The sequence below is a fragment of the Nocardioides ginsengisoli genome, from assembly GCF_039537225.1.
Taxonomy (GTDB): domain Bacteria; phylum Actinomycetota; class Actinomycetes; order Propionibacteriales; family Nocardioidaceae; genus Nocardioides; species Nocardioides ginsengisoli.
Window position 1 is genome coordinate 40,184 of sequence record NZ_BAABAC010000005.1, and the last position, 17,603, is coordinate 57,786.

Sequence of the window (17,603 nt, forward strand, 5' to 3'; positions counted from 1 at the left end):
GGTCGGAGGCCGGGCCTCGCTCTGCATGGGGTGAGTAACGGGACTCGAACCCGCGACATCTGCGACCACAACGCAGCGCTCTACCAGCTGAGCTATACCCACCATCGACTCGTCACCGAGCCGGGGACGAGTGTAGGGCCAACCGCCCCGGAATCAGGAATCGGTATCGGCGGACGGCGTGCCGAGGCCGGTGATCGAGCCGCCGTGACGCGCCGCGGCGTCCTTGGCGGCGTCGCTGTCGGGGCCGGGGAGAGGGACGAAGACGGTGTCGCGGTAGTAGCGCAGCTCCTCGATGCTCTCCTGGATGTCGGCGAGCGCGCGGTGGTTGCCGCGCTTGGTCGGCGCGTTGAAGTAGGCGCGCGGGAACCAGCGCTTGGAGAGCTCCTTGATCGAGGAGACGTCGACGATCCGGTAGTGCAGGAAGCCGTCGAGCTCGGCCATGTCGCGGGCGAGGAAGCCGCGGTCGGTGGCGACGGAGTTGCCGGCGAGCGGGGGACGGCTGTCGGGGCCGCACTGCTCGCGCAGGTAGGCCATCACCTGCTCCTCGGCCTCGCGCAGGGTGACGCCGTGCTCGAGCTCGGCGAGCAGGCCGGAGGTCTCGTGCATGGTGCGGACGAACTCGATCATCTGGTCGAGGGCCTCGGCCGGGGGCTTGATGATGACGTCGACGCCCTCGCCGAGGACGTTGAGGTCGAAGTCGGTCACCAGGGCGGCCACCTCGATCAGCGCGTCGTTGGCGAGATCGAGGCCGGTCATCTCGCAGTCGATCCAGACGAGTCGTTCATTCACGAAGGTGCACCCTACGCCGACGAGCCGACGCCGTGGTCACAACGGCGACCTGCGCTGCTTGGTGTGCGTTCTCAGGAGCCGCTCAGCGCGGCCGGATAGCCTCGGCGGCGTGAACGGAGCACTGGCATGGGTGGGTCTGGTCGCCCGTGTGGTGACGGGCGGCGTCTGGATCGTGGCGGGCGCGCTCAAGATCACCCACCCCGACACGAGCATCAACGCGGTGCGCGCCTACCAGCTGCTGCCCTCGTCGGTGGCCGAGGCGGTCGGCATCGCGCTGCCCGCGATCGAGCTGGTCGTCGGCCTGGCGCTGGTGCTCGGCGTGTTCGCCCGAGGAGCCGCGCTGCTGTCGGCGCTGCTGTTCATCGCCTTCATCATCGGCATCTCGTCGGTGTGGGCGCGCGGCATCGAGATCGACTGTGGCTGCTTCGGCGGCGGTGGCGTCAAGACCGGCGCCGCGTCCGCCTACCCGTGGGAGATCGTCCGCGACACGGCGCTGCTGCTGGCCTCCCTCCTCGTCGCCGCGGTACGACGTACCCGGCTCTCCCTGGATTCCGTGTTGTTCGACCGGCGTCACGACGACGTCGCTGAAGGAGCTCTGTAGTCGATGTCCTCCAACTCGAAGGCCAATGCCCGCCAGCAGAAGGCCGCCGAGATGCGTGCCGCCCAGAAGAGGCGGGAGTCGCGTCGCCGGATCCTCACCATCGCCGGTGTCGCGATCGTGATGGCCCTCATCGTGGGCGGCTCGATCCTGGTCAGCGTCCTCAACAAGAAGGACGTCACCGCGGCGAGCGCCGGTGGCAGCGCCTACGGCATCACCATCGGCAAGAAGAGCGCCCCGCACTCGGTCGTCATCTACGAGGACTTCCTCTGCCCCTACTGCCGCGAGCTCGAGTCCAAGACCCGCACCGACCTGGCCTCGCTCGCCGCCGACGGCAAGGTCTACGTCGAGTACCGCCCGTTCAACCTGCTCGGCGCCCAGGGCCGCACCTACCCGATCCGCGCGGCCGGCGCCTTCTCGATCGTGCTGGAGAAGGCGGGCCCCGAGGTCGCGAAGAAATTCCACGACCTGCTCTACGAGAACCAGCCCTCGGAGACCAACGCCGACGCCGAGGGTCCCGACTCCGACCTGGTCAAGCTGGCCGTCGAGGCCGGCGCCAAGGAGAGCGACGTGAAGGCCGCGATCGAGGCGGGCGACGGCGAGGCGTGGGTCCAGAAGGCGACGGCCGAGGCGCAGGCCGCGGGCGTCAGCAGCACGCCGACGATCCTGCTCGACGGCAAGGTCTACCAGGACGGCCGCACCGTCGACGAGCTGGCGCAGAACCTGCTCGACCAGGTGGGATGACCCTGTGCTGAAGGACTACATCGCGGGCCTGCCCAAGGCCGAGCTCCACGTCCACCACGTCGGCTCCGCGTCGCCGCGGATCGTCTCCGAGCTGGCCGAGCGCCACCCGGGGACGGTCCCGTCCGACCCCGATCGGCTGCGCGAGTTCTTCGCGTTCCGCGACTTCGCCCACTTCATCGAGGTCTACCTCGCGGTCGTCGACCTGGTCCGGACGCCGGAGGACGTGCGCTACCTGACCTACGAGATCGGCCGCGAGCTCGCCCAGGGGCAGGCGGTCCGCTACGCCGAGCTGACCTGTACGCCGTACACCTCGGTGCTGCCCGACGACCCCGAGCGCGGCATGCCGATCGAGGCCTACACCGAGGCGATCGAGGACGCACGGCTCGCGGCGCGGCGCGACTTCGGCCTCGAGCTGCGCTGGATCTACGACATCCCGGGGGAGTCCGGCATCCCGGCCGCCGACGCGACCCTGCGGTTCGCGCTCGACCACCGGCCCGAGGGCCTGGTGGCGTTCGGGCTGGGCGGGCCGGAGATCGGCGTCCCGCGCGATCAGTTCATCCCGCACTTCAAGGCGGCGCGGGCCGCGGGCCTGCACTCGGTCCCGCACGCCGGTGAGACCACCGGCCCCGAGACGATCTGGACGTCGCTGCGCGATCTCGGGGCCGAGCGGATCGGCCACGGCACGTCCGCGGCGGCCGACCCCGAGCTGCTGGCCTATCTCGCCGAGCATCGGATCCCGCTCGAGGTGTGCCCGTCGTCCAATGTCGCCACCCGCGCGGTCGGCTCGCTCGCCGAGCACCCGCTCCCGCGGTTCGTCGAGGCCGGGGTCGTGGTGACCATCAACTCCGACGACCCGCCGATGTTCGGCACCACTCTCAACCGCGAGTACGAGATCGCGGCCGACCTGCTCGGTCTCGACGAGTCCGGGCTGGCCGAGCTGGCCACGGCCGCGGTCGACGCGTCCTTCGCGCCCGACGAGGTCACGGCGCGGCTGCGCGGCGAGATCGCGGCGCACCCGGCGTAGGCGGGAGAACGCATCGGCCCCGCGAGGCTCATACCTCTCGCGGGGCCGATCCCTTTTGTACGGCGGGCGGCCGGTCAGCCCTCGGAGGCGCGCCGCACCCGCCGGGCCACGGCGTACGACTGCTCGCGCAGCCGCTCCACCCAGGCGTAGTGCTGCAGCCCGGGCAGCGTGTTGAGGATCGGGTCGAAGGACACCTCGTCCTCCGGGGGCAGCGGCATCTCGAGGGTGAGCTCGCCGAGCGGTCGCCAGCCGCCGCCGACGGGCGCCCAGCACAGCTCGTAGGCGAGCTCGCCGCGAGGCCGGGCGCCGATCACGATCGCCCCGATCGGGCTGCGGTAGGGCAGCAGCGAGGTGAGCGGGCGGCGGTCGTTCCAGGCGGGCATGAGCAGGTGGCGGGTGATCGGGTCCCAGCCGGTGCTGGCGAGGAGCAGGTCGCCGTACCGGGTCTGGCCCTTGCGTAGGCGCACGGCCAGCCCGGCCACGTCCGGCAGCGGGCCGGGGAGGCCGATCGCGCGGGACACGCGGACGGTCACCTCGTCCACGCCGCTCTGGTCGATCCAGGGGACGCCGATCGGGGAGTCGGAGCCGGGCCGAACCAGGCTCCCGGCGTACAGCTCGCCGTCGGGGTGGAGCGGCTTGTCGGGACGCCGGAGTGCGGCGACGCCCTCGGTGACCCGGGCGAGCGCGTGGCCGGCGAGATCGGCTGCGGTGGTGAGCACGGAGTTCGTCATGCACCCCGCGGTACCCCGCGATCCGAGGGTCAGGCGCTGTGCAGTCGGGCCGGCGGCAGCGCCCGCGCGCGCCAGCGTCCGCCGTCGCGGTCGACCTCGATCGGGTGCTCGAAGGTCTGCGTGATCATCTCCGTGGTCACCGCCTCGCCGACCGGCCCGGCCGTGACGACCCGGCCGTGGGCCAGGAGCAGCGCGTGGGTGGTCGTGGTCGGGAGCTCCTCGAGGTGGTGGGTGACGAGCACCGACGCCACCTCGGGCGCGGTGTGCGCGAGCCGGTCGAGGACCGACAGCAGCTGCTCGCGCGCGGCCACGTCGAGGCCGGTGGTCGGCTCGTCGAGGAGCAGCAGGCGCGGCTCGGCGAGGAGCGCGCGGGCGATGAGCGCGCGGCCGCGCTCGCCCTGGGACAGGTTCGGCCAGCGCGCGTCGCGGCGGTGGCTGAGGCCGACCTCGGCGATGAGCTCGTCGGCGCGCTGCTCCTGCGTGGGCGTCGCGGTCCAGCGCATCGGCAGCTCGATGGTGCCGGTGATGCCGGTCAGCACCACCTGGCGCACGGTGAGCGCGGACTGCAGCGGGTGACGCGGGTTGACGTGCCCGATGTCGCGGCGCAGCTCCTGGACGTCGACCCGCCCGAGCCGCCGGCCGAGGACGTCGACGGTGCCGGACGTCGGGTGCACCTGCGCGCCGCAGAAGCTGAGGACCGTGCTCTTGCCCGCGCCGTTGGGCCCGAGCAGCGCCCAGTGCTCGCCCTCGCGGACGGTGAGGTCGATGCCGTGCAGGATCTGGTTGCCGGCGCGGCGGAAGGTGACCTCGCTCAGGTCGAGGACGGTCGGGCTCACGTCAGGCTCTCCTTCAGGGACTGCAGGTGGGTGCGACTCAGCCGCGCGGCGGCCTCGGTGTCGCGGTCGGCGATCGCGCGGTGGAGCAGGTCGTGGACGTCGTGGTCGGCCGCGTGGTCGAAGCCGGTGCGCAGCCGCAGCATCGCGACCATCGCGGTGCGGCTGCGCGGCACGAAGCTGTCGAACAGCTCGACCAGCAGCGGGTTGTGGGCGGACACGACGACGGCCCGGTGGAACGCCAGGTCCGCGTCGACGTGCTGCTCGACGTCGGTGTGCGGCTCCGCGCGCTCGGCGAGCGTACGGCGGATCGCGCGCAGCTCGACCGGCGTCCGCCGCTCCGCGGCCAGTGCCGCCGCCTCGGCCTCGATCGCCAGGCGCGCCTCGATCACCGCGACGATGTCGACCCGGCGCAGCACCAGGTCCCAGTCCTCGGGGACGTCGACCGCGGTCACGAAGACGCCCGCGCCCTGCCGCGACGCGAGCACGCCTCTTCCGGCGAGCTGCCGGATCGCCTCGCGCAGCGTCGACCGGCCGACCCCGAGCTGCGGCGCGAGGGTGGTCTCGCCGGGCAGGCGCTGGCCGAGCTGCCACTCGCCGGCGCGGATCCGGCCGAGGAGCAGCTCGGCGGCCTGGTCGGCCAGCGGCTCGCGTCGTACCTGCATCGGGGACCTGTCTACTTGTCTGAGGAGTTGCGACGAGTCTAGGTCATCACGGCATGCCTGGCGCCCCCGGCAGGAGTCGAACCCGCAACCAGCCGGGTAGAAACCGGCGGCTCTATCCAATTGAGCTACGGAGGCCTGGGCGTCAGGGTATCGCCCGCGGGCGCGATGAGCCCGTCCCGCCCCTTGCCCGTTATACCCCCTATGGGTATCGTGCGAGGGACGCCGTCGAGAGGAGCTCCCATGAACCCGCGCAACGCCATCGCCGCCAGTGCCACGCTGCACTGCGTGACCGGCTGCGCGATCGGCGAGGTCGCCGGCCTGATGATCGGCACCGCCTCCGGGCTGAGCAATGCGCAGACGATCGTGATCGCGATCGGGCTGGCGTTCGTCTTCGGCTACGGGCTGTCGTCGCTGCCGCTGGTCCGCTCGGGGATGGGCGTGCGCCGGGCGCTCACGATCGTGCTGGCCGCCGACACCGTCTCGATCATCGTGATGGAGATCGTCGACAACCTGGTGATGGCGGTCATCCCGGGCGCGATGGACGCCGGGCTCCTCGACGCGATCTTCTGGATCGGGATGCTGATCTCGCTCGGCGCCGCCTTCGTCGCGGCCTTCCCGGTCAACCGCTACCTCATCGACCGGGGCAAGGGCCACGCGCTCCACCACGGCGCTCACGGCGCTCACGGCGCTCATGGCGAGCACGCGCAGGAGCACGCCCACCCCGACCACGGGTCGGGGCAGGCGCGCTGACGCGGGAGGGGCTCAGGCGCCCTTGATCGCCGCGGCCACCGCGTGGTGGACCTCGGGGTGGAACACCGACGGCATGATGAAGCTGGCGTTCAGCTCGTCGTCGTGGACGACGTGGGCGATCGCGTCCGCCGCCCGCAGGCACATCTCCACGGTCACCTCCGACGCGCGCGCGTCGAGCAGTCCGCGGAAGACGCCGGGGAAGGCGAGGACGTTGTTGATCTGGTTGGGGAAGTCCGAGCGCCCCGAGGCGACGACGGCGGCGTAGCGCGCGGCCTGCGCCGGGTCGACCTCCGGGTCGGGGTTGGCGAGGGCGAAGACGACCGGGTCGGTCGCCATCGTCTCGATCCACTCCGGCTTGAGGATGTTGGGGGCGCTCACGCCGATGAAGACGTCGGCGCCGACCAGGACGTCCTGCAGGCCGCCGACCCGGCGGTCGCGGTTGGTGAGCGCCGCGAGCTCCTGGTGGGCGGGGGAGAGGGAGTCGTCGCCCGCGGCCAGCGCGCCGTTGCGGTCGCAGACGATGACGTCCTCGACGCCCGCGGCGAGGAGCAGCTTGACGATCGCGGTGCCCGCGGCGCCGGCGCCGGAGACGACGACGCGCGCCTCACCGACCTGCTTGCGGACGACGCGCAGCGCGTTGGTCAGCGCGGCGAGGACGACGATCGCCGTACCGTGCTGGTCGTCGTGGAAGACCGGGATGTCGAGCCGCTCGCGCAGCCGCGCCTCGATCTCGAAGCAGCGCGGGGCGGCGATGTCCTCGAGGTTGATGCCGCCGAAGCCGGGGGCGATCAGCTCGACCGCGCGCACGATCTCGTCGGTGTCCTGGGTGTCGAGGCAGATCGGCCAGGCGTCGATCTCGCCGAAGCGCTTGAACAGCGCGGCCTTGCCCTCCATCACCGGCAGCGCGGCGCCCGGGCCGATGTTGCCGAGGCCGAGGACGGCCGAGCCGTCGGTGACGACGGCGACGGCGTTGCCCTTGATGGTCAGCCGGCGGACGTCGTCGGGGTTCTCGTAGATGGCCATCGACACCCGGCCGACGCCGGGGGTGTAGGCGAGCGACATGTCGTCGCGGGTCTTGAGCGGCACCTTCGAGGCGACCTCGATCTTGCCGCCGAGGTGGATGAGGAAGGTCCGGTCGGAGACCTTGTGGACCTCGACGCCCTCGACCGCCGCGACCGCCTGCTGCAGCTCGGCGGCGTGCTCGGCGTCGGCGGCGGAGCAGGTGACGTCGACGGTGAGCCGGCTGGTGCTCGACTCGGCGACGTCGATGGCGGTCACCATCCCGCCGGCGCTCGCGATCGCGGTGGCGACCTCACCGACCACCCCGTGGTCGACGGTGGTGTGCAGGCGCATGGTGATCGAGTACGACGAGGCGGTGGCGGTCTTGGTGGGCACGGCCCCAGTCTCGTCCCGGTCCGGGGTTACTCGGAAGTCGGCAGCCCCGCGCGTCGCGGAGTCGTGTGCCTGAGAACCCGGATATCCGTGTTCTCAGGCACACGACCCCGTCGGGGACTCAGCGCGTGTGGGTGTGCGCGACGTAGACGTCGCACGACGCGTGCGCCGCGACGTCGCGCGCGATGCTGCCGAGCACCCGCCCGGCGATGCCCTGCACCCGCTTGTTGCCGACCACGATCAGCTCGGCGTCGAGCGCGTCGGCCGTGTTGACCAGCGCCTCGCCGGGCTTGCCCTCGGCCGCGGCCGTGGTGACCTCGAGCCCCGGGTGCGCGGCGCGCACCACGGCGGCGGCCTTGTCGGCCACCTTCTCGGCCTCGTTCTCGGTGCTGAGCATGAGGGTGTCGCTGCCGATCTTCACGGTCTCGGACTCGAACTTCCCGTACGCGCTCACCATGTGCAGCCGGGCGCCCAGCGCCTCGGCGAGGTACGCCGCCCGCTCGGCCGCGGCCGCCGCGGTCTCGCTGCCGTCGACACCCGTCACCACAACCTTGTCCGTCACCTTGTCCACTCCTTCGTCGCAGGCGTCACACGCCGGTCGTCTGGGTGCAAACGTAGCGGTCCGGAGAGGGTCCGTCACACCACCCGATCGAGCGGATGTCAGCCGCGCAGCGACCCCATCCACTCCTCGATCGCCTCGGGCGTGCGGGGGAGCGCCGTGGACAGGTTGCGGACGCCGTCGGCGGTGACGACCAGGTCGTCCTCGATCCGGATGCCGATGCCGCGCAGCTCCTCGGGGACGAGCAGGTCGTCGGCCTGGAAGTAGAGGCCCGGCTCGACGGTGAGGACCATGCCCTCGACCAGGTCGGCCTCGCGGTAGGCCTCCGGCGCGGCCTTGCCACAGTCGTGGACGTCCATGCCGAGCATGTGGCTGACGCCGTGCAGCGTCCAGCGCGAGTAGACCTTCGACTCCGGCGAGAGCGCCTCGTCGACCGAGACCGGCAGCAGGCCCAGGTCGGCGAGACCGTTGGCCAGGACCACCATCGCCGCCTCGTGGCCCGCCAGGAACCTTGCGCCCGGCGCGAGCGCGGCCATCGCGGCGTCCTGCGCGCGCAGCACCAGCGTGTAGAGGTCACGCTGCAGCGGTGAGAAGGTGCCGTCGACCGGCAGGGTGCGGGTGATGTCGGCGGTGTAGAGGTTGGCGCCCTCGACGCCCATGTCGCACAGGATCAGCTGGCCGGGGACGACCGGGCCGGAGTTCTCGATCCAGTGCAGCGTCGTCGCGTGGGAGCCGTTGGCGACGATCGAGTCGTAGCCGAGGTCGTTGCCCATCGTGCGCGCGCGGCGGAAGAAGGTGCCCTCGAGCCAGCGCTCGCCGTGCTCGATCACCCGGTCCCACTCGCGGACGCAGTCCTCGAAGCCGAGCGCGGTGGCGTCGACCGCCGCCTGCAGCTGGCCGATCTCCCAGTCGTCCTTGACCAGGCGCATCTCGGACGCCACCCGCTCGAGATCGCCGTCGCGGGCCTCGTCGCCGGGTACCAGCGCGTCGATGGACGACGAGACGCCGCGCAGCACGCGGGTCTTGGCACCGCGGGCGAGGTCGGCGGGCAGGTCGTCGACGTGCTTGACGGTGAGGCCGAGCGCAGCCTCCAGCTCGCCGGCCGACGGGCGCTTGCCGGCCCACAGGGCGCCGTAGGTGCGGTCGCGGAAGAACTCGTCGGAGTCGCGACCCGAGCGCGGCCGGGCGTAGAGGACCGACGTCCCGTCGGGCTCGACCACCAGCGTCGCGTCGGAGGTCTGGTTGCCGGTGAAGTAGGCGTGCGCGGTGTCGGGGCGGAAGCGGTAGTCGGTGTCGTAGGCGCGGACCTTGTAGCCGCCGCCGGGGATCACCAGGCGCTCGCCGGGGAACGCCTCGGCCAGACGGGTACGGCGGGCAGCCGCGCGGTCGGCGACCGCGTGCCGGGCGACGGCGTCGTCACGGTCGTCCCACCCGGTGCGCATGAACGCCGCATAGGCGTCGGAGACGGCGGGGTCGTGCTGCTCGGTCTTGGGTGCGTTCGTGGGGGTGTCGGCGCTCACATCGCCCACTGTACGCGCGCGCGAGGACATGGCGATCGAGGGCGCAGGGCCGGCTGCGGATAGGCTGCCGCCCATGTCAGCCCCACGTCGCAACAGCGTTGCCTTCACGGTCGTCGTGACCGTGGCGGTGGTGCTCGGCGCGCTGCTGACTCTACTCGTGCTCGCCCTGTCCGGGGCCCCGACGATCACACTGCTCGCCACCGCGCTCGCCGCGCTTCCCGTGGGCCCGGTGCTGGCGGCGTACCTCTGGCTCGACCGCTACGAGCCCGAGCCGCGCGCGCTGCTCGTGGCCGGCCTGGCCTGGGGCGCCTTCGTCGCGACCATGGCGGCGATCGTGATCCAGGGCCTCGGCGGCCTGCTCGTCGGCTTCACCGACCACACCTCGCTGGCCGTCGCCGCGCCCGTCATCGAGGAGGCCAGCAAGGGCCTCTTCCTGGTGCTGCTGCTGTGGTGGCGCCGCGCCGAGGTCGACGGCATCCTCGACGGCATCGTCTACGCCGGCATGGTCGGCGTCGGCTTCGCCTTCACCGAGAACATCCTCTATCTCGCGTCGGCCTACAACGGCACCGACGGCATGGGCCCCGGCGGCATCAGCGCGGTCACCGGCACCTTCCTGGTGCGCTGCGTGTTCAGCCCGTTCGCCCACCCGCTCTTCACCGCGTTCACCGGCGTCGGCGTCGGCCTCGCGGTCTCCTCGCGCAGCAAGCCGGTGCGCTGGCTCGCGCCGCTCGGCGGCTACCTGCTCGCCGTCCTGGCCCACGCGATCTGGAACGGCTCCACGGTCTTCGGCTTCGGCAGCTTCGCCGTCGTCTACGTCGTCATCATGGCCCCGGCGTTCCTCGGCATGATCGCGCTGGCCTGGTGGTCGCGCGAGACCGAGGCGCACGTGCTGCGCGTCGCGCTCTCCGACGCCGCGCAGCGCGGCCTGCTGCCGGCCACCGACATCGGCTGGGTCGTCGACCTGCGGGCCCGACGTCAGGCCCGGCAGTACGCGCGGCAGGCCGGCGGCCCGCAGGCGGAGCGCGCGATGCGCGACTACCAGCAGGCCGCGATCGAGCTCGGCTACCTGCATCACCGGATCCTGCGCGGCACCGCGCCCGGTGACTGGCAGACCCGCGGACAGGACTTCCTCGGTCGGATCCAGGCGGCCCGTCCGCGAATCGCATTTCCCGGACAGGTGGTACCTCAGCGATGACACCCGGACACCAGCCCCTCCTCGGCGCCGACCTCGTCGACCAGCTCGGGGGCCGGATGCTGACCGAGGTCGTGCGCCTGCACGGCTCCCTGCTCAGCGCCCCGCTGCCGCTCGACCTCCCCGGGGTCGGCGCGCTGCGCGTGGGCCGTGAGCAGATCATCGAGCAGCTCGAGGACTACATCATTCCGCGGCTGACCGAGACCGAGGCGCCGCTGCTCGTCGTCGTCGGCGGCTCCACCGGCGCCGGCAAGTCCACGCTGGTCAACACCCTGATCGGCACCAAGGTCACCACGCCCGGCATCCTGCGGCCGACGACGATGTCGCCAGTCCTGGTCCACCACCCCGACGACGGCGGCTGGTTCGGCGCCGACCGGCTGCTGCCCGAGCTCGCGCGGGTCAGCCAGCCCACCACCGACCAGCGCTCGATCCAGCTGGTGCCGAGCGCCGAGGTCCCGCGCGGACTGGCGATCCTCGATGCGCCCGACGTCGACTCGGTCGACGAGCGCAACCGCGAGCTGGCCGCGCAGCTGCTGTCCGCCGCCGACCTGTGGCTGTTCGTCACCTCGGCCGCGCGCTACTCCGACCAGGTCCCGTGGGACCACCTCAAGAACGCCGTCGAGCGCAACACCGCGGTCGCACTGGTGCTCAGCCGGACGCCGGCCGAGGACGTCGCGACGGTGTCGGTCCACCTGGCCCGGATGATGGCGGCGCGCGGGCTGAAGGACAGCCCGCTGTTCGCCGTACCGCAGGGCGTCGTGAGCGACGAGGGGCTGCTGCCCGCGTCGTACGGCACCGAGATCAAGGGCTGGCTCGACGCGCTCGCCGCCGACTCGGCCACCAAGCGCGAGGTCGTCAGCCAGACCGTCGCCGGCGCGGTGCGCACCGTCACCCGCAAGGCGTTCCCGATCGCCGACGCCGTGGCCCTGCAGGTCGGCGCCATGGGCGAGCTGCTCGCCCACGCCGACCAGGTCTACGACGGCGCCCAGGCCGGGCTGCTCACCGCCGCGGGCGACGGCACGTTGCTGCGCGGCGACCTCCTCGCGCGCTGGCAGGAGTTCGTCGGCAGCGGCGAGCTGGTGCGCTCGCTGGAGGCCAAGGTCGGCTTCGTCCGCGAGCGCCTGGTCAACGCGATCAAGGGCAAGCCGCAGCAGGCCGAGCGGGTCGGGCTCGCCATCGAGATGGCGCTCGAGACGCTCGTCGTCGACCACGCCGAGCGGGCGGCCGCCGCGGCCGCCGCCGGCTGGCGCGAGAAGGACTACGGCGACGCGCTGCTCCAGGCCACGACCGACGACCTGACCCGTGCGGGCCGGGGGCTGCGGACGCGGGCCGAGCAGGAGATCCGGGGCTGGAACGACGAGCTCCAGGAGCTGGTGCGCGAGGAGGCGGGCGACGCCCGCCACAGCGCGCGCTTCCTCGCCCTCGGCGTGCGCGGTCTGGCGGTGGCGCTCGGCGTCGTCGCGCTGGCCGGGCCGACGCCGCAGGGCGAGTCGGCCGAGTCGGTGAGGCTGGGGGAGAGCCTCCTCGCGACGACGCTCGGGCCGGCCGGTGCGAAGCGGGTCGTCGACCAGGCGCGCGGCACGCTCGCGCGCCGGCTGACGACGCTGATGGGCGCCGAGCGCGCCCGCTATCTCGCGCCCGCCGCTCAGTGGGAGCTCAAGCCCGACGCGCCGGACCAGCTCCGGCAGGCCGCGCGTCGCGTGGATGACCTGCGGTTCGCCGCAGCGAAGAAGGGGATGGGTGGACACCTGTGACGGAGGCACTCGACGACGCGACACAGGTCCCCACGGACCTCGCCACGCGCGGCACGGTGATCGAGACGTTGGTCGCCGGGCTCGACGCGGCCGCCCAGGCCGCGCGCGGCCGGGTGCCCGACCCGCTGCTCGACGAGGTGACCGCCGCCGTCGAGAAGTCGACCGCCCGGCTGCGGCTGTCCGCGCGCCACACGGTCGTGGCGATCGCGGGGGCGACCGGCTCGGGCAAGTCCTCGACCTACAACGCGTTGACCGGGCTCGAGCTCTCCTCCGTCGGCATCCGCCGGCCCACGACCTCGTGGGCGACGGCGGTCGTGTGGGGCAGTGAGGGCGCCGACGGGCTGCTGCAGTGGCTCGGCATCCCGCCGCGCCACCAGACCATGCGCGACTCGATGCTCGACACCCCGCACGAGTCCGACTTCGACGGCGTCGTCCTGCTCGACCTGCCCGACCACGACTCGACCGAGGTGGCCCACCACCTCGAGGTCGACCGGCTGGTCGCGACCGCCGACCTGATGGTCTGGATCCTCGACCCGCAGAAGTACGCCGACGCGGCCGTGCACGACCGCTACTTCAAGCCGATGAGCACCCACCAGGACGTCATCCTGGTCGCGCTCAACCACATCGACACGGTGCCGGCCGACCGGCGCCAGGCGATGATCGACGACGTACGCCGGCTGCTCGCGGCCGACGGCCTGCCCGACGTCCAGGTGCTTGGGATCTCCGCGAAGGAGGGCATCGGCATGGCCGAGCTCCGCGCCGAGATCCTGCGCCGGGTCCGCGACAAGCGGAGCACCTCGCTGCGCGTCGAGGCCGACATCGCCGCCGCTGCCGGCCGGCTCGAGCAGGCCGGCGGCACCACGCCCGCCGCTGAGCTCCCCGGCAGCCGGATCGAGGCCGTCGAGGACCGCGTCGCCGACGCCGCCGGCGTCTCCGCCGTCGTCGAGGGCATCGAGCGGACCGTCGGCGAGAAGGCCCGCCGGGCCGTCGCCTGGCCGCCCTTCGCGCTGCTCGCGGGGCGCGGCTCCGACGACGCCGCCCTGTCCGGAGAGCCGAGGGTCGCGCCGCTCGACCGGGCCGGCCTCGACACCACCGTCCGCGCACTGGCCGACGAGGCTGCCGCCGGCGTGGGCCACGCCTGGACCCCGCGGGTCCTCGCCGCCGCCACGACGGGGCTCGACGCGACCGGCGAGCGGCTCGACCGCGAGCTGCGCGGCGTCGACCTCGGCGTCCGGCTGCCGGCCTGGGTGCCGCTCGTCCGGGTGCTGCACTGGCTGCTCCTGCTCGCGGCTGTCGGTGGCTTCGCCTGGTGGGTCGTGGCCGCCGTGCAGGGCACGACCGGCGACCTGACCGAGATCGCCGGGCTGCCGCTGCCTGCCGTGATCGGCATCGGTGGGCTGGTCCTCGGGCTGCTGCTCGCCGCCGTCGGCCGGATGCTCGTGGGCGGGCTCGCCCGCCAGCGGGCCGAGGCTGCCGACGAGCGGCTGCGGGGGATCGTGCACCAGGTGCTCGAGAGCGAGGTGGTCCGTCCGATCGGCGCCGAGCTGACGTCGTACGCCGCCTTCCGCCGGGGGATCTCCGCCGCCAGCGGCTCCTGAGTCCCACCGGTCACACCGGCGTCCCGGAGCTGTCCACAGGGCGCTCCGCGGCGGCTCTTCCTCCCCAGGCTCCACCGCCGCGCTCCCGCCCCACCCTCCTCCTGACGTGTACTCGTCACGACCGGCCCATCCGCGGCCGGCGCGACGAGAGGAGCAGGTCATGACCAACGCGACGCTGGTCACCATGCAGGGCTGGGTCGGCACCACCCCGACCCTGCGCGAGATCGGCGGTGTGCCGGTGCTCAACTTCCGCATCGGCTGCACGCCCCGCCACTTCAGCAAGACCGCCGGGGCGTGGGTCGACGGCGAGACCCAGTGGTACGGCGTGAGTGCCTGGCGCCGCCTCGCCAGCCACGCCGCCGAGTCCCTCCACCAGGGCGACCCGGTGATCGTGCACGGGCGCCTCACCCACCACACCTATGTCAACAAGCACGGCCTCGAGGTGGTCGCCGTCGACGTCGACGCGATCGCCCTCGGCCACGACCTCTCCCGCGGCACCGCCACCTTCGTCAAGGCCAGATCCACGACCGATCCCGACTCCGAGGAGGTGGCCACGTCGGCAGCCTGAGCGGCGGTCTCGCGAGGGCCACCCCGAATGGGTGAACGGGCGTGTCCTGCGTAGCCTTGCCCCCATGGCTGAGTACGTCCTCTCTCTTCGCAATGTGCGCAAGGCCCACGGCGACAAGGTGGTCCTCGACAATGTGACGCTGTCGTTCCTGCACGGCGCGAAGATCGGTGTCGTCGGCCCCAACGGCATGGGCAAGTCGTCCCTGCTCAAGCTGATGGCCGGGCTCGACATGCCCAACAACGGCGACATCGTCCGCGACCCCGACGCGACGGTCGGCATGCTCCAGCAGGAGCCGCCACTGACCGAGGGCAAGACCGTCCTCGAGAACGTCGAGGAGGCGGTGGCCGACCTCAAGGGCAAGATGAAGCGCCTCGAGGACGCCTACATGGAGATGGGCGACCCCGACGCCGACCAGGACGCCCTGATGGCCGAGACCGGCGAGCTCCAGACCGAGCTCGACAACGCCGGCGCCTGGGACCTCGACAGCCGCCTCGAGCAGGCCATGGACGCGCTGCGCTGCCCGCCGTCCGACGCGCTCGTCGACAACCTGTCCGGTGGTGAGCGCCGCCGCGTCGCGCTGTGCAAGCTGCTGCTCCAGCAGCCCGACCTGCTGCTCCTCGACGAGCCCACCAACCACCTCGACGCCGAGTCCGTGCAGTGGCTCGAGGGTCACCTCAAGTCCTACCCGGGCGCCGTCCTGGCGGTCACCCACGACCGGTACTTCCTCGACAACGTCGCCGAGTGGATCGCCGAGGTCGACCGCGGCTCGATCCACGGCTACGAGGGCAACTACTCCACCTACCTGGAGACCAAGAAGGAGCGCCTCAAGGTCGAGGGCGCCAAGGACGCCAAGCGCGCCAAGATGCTCGAGAAGGAGCTGGAGTGGGTGCGCTCCAACGCCAAGGCGCGCCAGACCAAGTCCAAGTCCCGACTCCAGCGCTACGAGGAGCTCGCGGCCGAGGCCGACAAGGCCCGCAAGATCGATGCCGCCGACATCAACATCCCGCCGGGCCCGCGCCTGGGTGACGTCGTCCTCGAGGCCCACGGCCTGACCAAGGGCTTCGAGGGCCGGATCCTGTGGGACGACATCTCGTTCACGCTGCCGCGCGCCGGCATCGTCGGTGTCGTCGGCCCCAACGGTGTCGGCAAGACGACCCTGTTCCGGATGATCACCGGCAGCGAGGAGCCCGACTCCGGCAAGCTCAACGTCGGCCAGACGGTCAAGATCTCCTACGTCGACCAGAGCCGTGGCGGCATCGACCCCAAGAAGAACGTCTGGGAGGTCGTCTCCGACGGCCTCGACTTCATCAAGGTCGCCAACTTCGAGATGAACAGCCGCGCCTACGTCGCGTCGTTCGGCTTCAAGGGTCCCGACCAGCAGAAGAAGGCCGGCGTCCTCTCCGGTGGTGAGCGCAACCGCCTCAACCTCGCGCTCACCCTCAAGCAGGGCGGCAACATGCTGCTCCTCGACGAGCCCACCAACGACCTCGACGTCGAGACCCTCTCGTCCCTCGAGGACGCGCTGCTCGACTTCCCCGGCTGCGCCGTGGTCACCTCCCACGACCGCTGGTTCCTCGACCGGGTCGCGACCCACATCCTGGCCTGGGAGGGCACCGAGGACAACGAGGGCGCCTGGTTCTGGTTCGAGGGCAACTTCGCCTCCTACGAGGAGAACAAGATCGAGCGCCTCGGCGTCGAGGCCGCGCGCCCGCACCGGGTCACGCACCGTCGCCTCACCCGCGACTGATCACCTGACAGACGCACATACGACGCGCGACGGCGCGGTCCGGGTCTCCCGGGCCGCGCCGTCGGCGTTCCGGCCCCGCCCGGCGGGCGAGGCAGCGGCCGCTCAGTGCCGGAGCTCGCGCTCCGGGTGCGCGCAGATGAGCTGGTCGCAGACCGCCTCCATGACCCGGCCCAGCGCGGCGAAGTCCTCGTCGCCGACCAGGTCGACCAGCGACTGCCGCACCGTCTCGACATGACTCGGCGCGGCGGTGACGAGCATCGCGTAGCCCGCGTCGGTCAGGCAGCACACGACGCCGCGGCCGTCCTCGGGTGACTCCTCGCGCCGGACCAGGCCGGCGTTCTCCATCCGCTTCACCGTGTGAGTGATCCGGCTGCGGCTGTGGGCGAGGGCGGCGGCGAGCTGTGCCATCCGGAGCTGGCCCTCGGACTCGGAGAGCCGGACCAGGATCTCGTACTCGACCGCCGACAACCCGTACTCGCGGCGCAGGTCCTCGTCGATCCGGTCGAGCAGCAGCGTGGTCCCGAGCAGGAACGCCCGCCAGGTCCGCTGCTGGTCGTCGTCGAGCCACCGCGGCTCGTGGCCCACTGCCACGGAAGCGGCACTCTCCTCAGTCACCCCGCGAGTCTAAGTCGAACCGCATCAGCACTCGTGGGTGTCCGCTCAGGACGGACGTCGTGTCGGCGACGTGGCGGAAGCCGGCGGCCTCGAAGTTCGTGCGCAGTCCGGCGTAGGCCATGGTCTGGTCGACGCGGGCGCCGGCGTTGTCGAGCGGGTACGCCTCGAGGGCGGGGGCGCCGCCGGCGCGCGCGTAGTCGATGGCGCCGCGGATCAGCGCGTGCGAGATCCCCTCGCCGCGATGGCCGGGGCGGACCCGGATGCACCACACCGACCAGACCGGCAGGTCGTCGACGTGCGGGATCTTCCGGTTGCGGGCGAAGGTGGTGTCGGCGCGCGGGGCGACGGCGGCCCAGCCGACCGGGGTGTCGTCGTCGTAGGCGAGGACGCCGAGCGGGCCGTCCTCGAGCAGCTTCGCGACGAAGGCGCCGCGCTCCTGGCCGCGCATCGCGTTGTTGACCTTCGACGGGATGCGATAGCTCAGGCACCAGCACACGCTGGCGTCGTCGCGCTTGGGCCCGACC

At 72.3% G+C, this 17,603-nt stretch carries 18 protein-coding genes and 2 tRNA genes; 9 read left to right on the plus strand and 11 right to left on the minus strand.

Annotation, left to right across the window (positions count from 1 at the left end; genetic code table 11):
* Positions 1–26: 26 nt before the first annotated feature.
* Together AB4880_RS01855 and orn are read right to left on the minus strand one after the other, a co-directional pair.
* Positions 27–102, minus strand: a tRNA-His gene (locus AB4880_RS01855).
* A 51-nt stretch (positions 103–153) separates the two neighbouring features.
* Entirely contained in the window at positions 154–789 is a 636-nt protein-coding gene (gene orn, locus AB4880_RS01860; protein ID WP_367917497.1) for an oligoribonuclease, read from the minus strand.
* 109 nt (positions 790–898) lie between these two features.
* Here orn and AB4880_RS01865 point away from each other — a divergent pair, with 109 nt between their 5' ends.
* The 3 genes from AB4880_RS01865 to AB4880_RS01875 are packed head-to-tail and all read left to right on the plus strand — an operon-like array spanning position 899 to position 3,155.
* Positions 899–1,390 (plus strand): MauE/DoxX family redox-associated membrane protein, encoded by a 492-nt coding sequence (locus AB4880_RS01865; RefSeq protein ID WP_367917498.1) that lies wholly within the window; start codon positions 899–901, stop codon positions 1,388–1,390.
* 3 nt (positions 1,391–1,393) lie between these two features.
* A complete protein-coding gene (locus AB4880_RS01870; RefSeq protein ID WP_367917499.1) occupies positions 1,394–2,131 on the plus strand; it encodes a DsbA family protein in 738 nt (245 codons plus the stop codon).
* A gap of 4 nt (positions 2,132–2,135) precedes the next feature.
* Positions 2,136–3,155 (plus strand): adenosine deaminase, encoded by a 1,020-nt coding sequence (locus AB4880_RS01875; protein WP_367917500.1) that lies wholly within the window; start codon positions 2,136–2,138, stop codon positions 3,153–3,155.
* A gap of 74 nt (positions 3,156–3,229) precedes the next feature.
* On the opposite strand, the gene AB4880_RS01880 is transcribed toward AB4880_RS01875, so the two are convergent.
* The 4 genes from AB4880_RS01880 to AB4880_RS01895 form a co-directional block, all read right to left on the minus strand.
* Positions 3,230–3,886, minus strand: coding sequence for a hypothetical protein (locus AB4880_RS01880; RefSeq protein WP_367917501.1), 657 nt, complete (start codon positions 3,884–3,886; stop codon positions 3,230–3,232).
* A 29-nt stretch (positions 3,887–3,915) separates the two neighbouring features.
* Positions 3,916–4,722: an ABC transporter ATP-binding protein gene (locus AB4880_RS01885; protein ID WP_367917502.1), complete on the minus strand. Its 807-nt coding sequence runs from the start codon at positions 4,720–4,722 to the stop codon at positions 3,916–3,918.
* Complete coding sequence (locus AB4880_RS01890; protein WP_367917503.1) at positions 4,719–5,384, minus strand: FadR/GntR family transcriptional regulator; 666 nt, start codon at positions 5,382–5,384, stop codon at positions 4,719–4,721. The genes AB4880_RS01885 and AB4880_RS01890 overlap by 4 nt, the downstream gene beginning before the upstream one ends.
* Before the next feature lie 58 nt (positions 5,385–5,442).
* Positions 5,443–5,519: transfer RNA gene (locus AB4880_RS01895), tRNA-Arg, on the minus strand.
* Between the two features lie 105 nt (positions 5,520–5,624).
* On the opposite strand from AB4880_RS01895, the gene AB4880_RS01900 reads away from it, so the two are divergent.
* Positions 5,625–6,134: a DUF4396 domain-containing protein gene (locus tag AB4880_RS01900; protein ID WP_367917504.1), complete on the plus strand. Its 510-nt coding sequence runs from the start codon at positions 5,625–5,627 to the stop codon at positions 6,132–6,134.
* 12 nt (positions 6,135–6,146) lie between these two features.
* On the opposite strand, the gene AB4880_RS01905 is transcribed toward AB4880_RS01900, so the two are convergent.
* The 3 genes from AB4880_RS01905 to AB4880_RS01915 all read right to left on the minus strand — a co-directional run bounded on the left by AB4880_RS01905 (position 6,147) and on the right by AB4880_RS01915 (position 9,605).
* Positions 6,147–7,487, minus strand: coding sequence for an NAD-dependent malic enzyme (locus AB4880_RS01905; protein ID WP_367917833.1), 1,341 nt, complete (start codon positions 7,485–7,487; stop codon positions 6,147–6,149).
* 160 nt (positions 7,488–7,647) lie between these two features.
* On the minus strand, positions 7,648–8,088 hold the full coding sequence (locus AB4880_RS01910; protein ID WP_367917505.1) for a universal stress protein: 441 nt from the start codon (positions 8,086–8,088) through the stop codon (positions 7,648–7,650).
* A 98-nt stretch (positions 8,089–8,186) separates the two neighbouring features.
* Positions 8,187–9,605 (minus strand): aminopeptidase P family protein, encoded by a 1,419-nt coding sequence (locus tag AB4880_RS01915; protein WP_367917506.1) that lies wholly within the window; start codon positions 9,603–9,605, stop codon positions 8,187–8,189.
* A gap of 73 nt (positions 9,606–9,678) precedes the next feature.
* Between AB4880_RS01915 and AB4880_RS01920 the strand changes: the two genes are divergently transcribed.
* The 5 genes from AB4880_RS01920 (at position 9,679) to ettA (ending at position 16,464) form a co-directional block, all read left to right on the plus strand.
* On the plus strand, positions 9,679–10,800 hold the full coding sequence (locus tag AB4880_RS01920; RefSeq protein ID WP_367917507.1) for a PrsW family intramembrane metalloprotease: 1,122 nt from the start codon (positions 9,679–9,681) through the stop codon (positions 10,798–10,800).
* Positions 10,797–12,551: a GTPase family protein gene (locus tag AB4880_RS01925; RefSeq protein ID WP_367917508.1), complete on the plus strand. Its 1,755-nt coding sequence runs from the start codon at positions 10,797–10,799 to the stop codon at positions 12,549–12,551. Before AB4880_RS01920 ends, AB4880_RS01925 begins: the two co-directional genes overlap by 4 nt.
* Complete coding sequence (locus tag AB4880_RS01930; protein ID WP_367917509.1) at positions 12,548–14,149, plus strand: GTPase; 1,602 nt, start codon at positions 12,548–12,550, stop codon at positions 14,147–14,149. The genes AB4880_RS01925 and AB4880_RS01930 overlap by 4 nt, the downstream gene beginning before the upstream one ends.
* Before the next feature lie 160 nt (positions 14,150–14,309).
* A complete protein-coding gene (locus AB4880_RS01935) occupies positions 14,310–14,717 on the plus strand; it encodes a single-stranded DNA-binding protein (protein WP_367917510.1) in 408 nt (135 codons plus the stop codon).
* Positions 14,718–14,781: 64 nt separating this feature from the next.
* Positions 14,782–16,464: an energy-dependent translational throttle protein EttA gene (gene ettA, locus AB4880_RS01940; protein ID WP_367917511.1), complete on the plus strand. Its 1,683-nt coding sequence runs from the start codon at positions 14,782–14,784 to the stop codon at positions 16,462–16,464.
* Positions 16,465–16,566: 102 nt separating this feature from the next.
* Here ettA and AB4880_RS01945 read toward each other — a convergent pair whose 3' ends face one another.
* Together AB4880_RS01945 and AB4880_RS01950 are read right to left on the minus strand one after the other, a co-directional pair.
* Positions 16,567–17,079 carry a MarR family winged helix-turn-helix transcriptional regulator gene (locus AB4880_RS01945; protein ID WP_367917512.1) on the minus strand — a complete coding sequence of 171 codons (513 nt, stop codon included), beginning with the start codon at positions 17,077–17,079 and terminating at the stop codon, positions 16,567–16,569.
* Positions 17,072–17,603: GNAT family N-acetyltransferase (locus tag AB4880_RS01950; RefSeq protein ID WP_367917513.1), on the minus strand; the 532-nt coding region annotated here is incomplete at its 5' end. The genes AB4880_RS01950 and AB4880_RS01945, both read right to left, overlap by 8 nt.

Excerpts from the sequence above, each read along its gene's own strand:
- AB4880_RS01870 (WP_367917499.1), top strand. The coding sequence starts at position 1,394 with ATGTCCTCCAACTCGAAGGCCAATGCCCGCCAGCAGAAGGCCGCCGAG.
- AB4880_RS01880 (WP_367917501.1), bottom strand. The coding sequence starts at position 3,886 with ATGACGAACTCCGTGCTCACCACCGCAGCCGATCTCGCCGGCCACGCG.
- AB4880_RS01890 (WP_367917503.1), bottom strand. The coding sequence starts at position 5,384 with ATGCAGGTACGACGCGAGCCGCTGGCCGACCAGGCCGCCGAGCTGCTC.
- AB4880_RS01900 (WP_367917504.1), top strand. The coding sequence starts at position 5,625 with ATGAACCCGCGCAACGCCATCGCCGCCAGTGCCACGCTGCACTGCGTG.
- AB4880_RS01905 (WP_367917833.1), bottom strand. The coding sequence starts at position 7,487 with ATGCGCCTGCACACCACCGTCGACCACGGGGTGGTCGGTGAGGTCGCC.
- AB4880_RS01920 (WP_367917507.1), top strand. The coding sequence starts at position 9,679 with ATGTCAGCCCCACGTCGCAACAGCGTTGCCTTCACGGTCGTCGTGACC.
- AB4880_RS01925 (WP_367917508.1), top strand. The coding sequence starts at position 10,797 with ATGACACCCGGACACCAGCCCCTCCTCGGCGCCGACCTCGTCGACCAG.
- AB4880_RS01935 (WP_367917510.1), top strand. The coding sequence starts at position 14,310 with ATGACCAACGCGACGCTGGTCACCATGCAGGGCTGGGTCGGCACCACC.
- ettA (WP_367917511.1), top strand. The coding sequence starts at position 14,782 with ATGGCTGAGTACGTCCTCTCTCTTCGCAATGTGCGCAAGGCCCACGGC.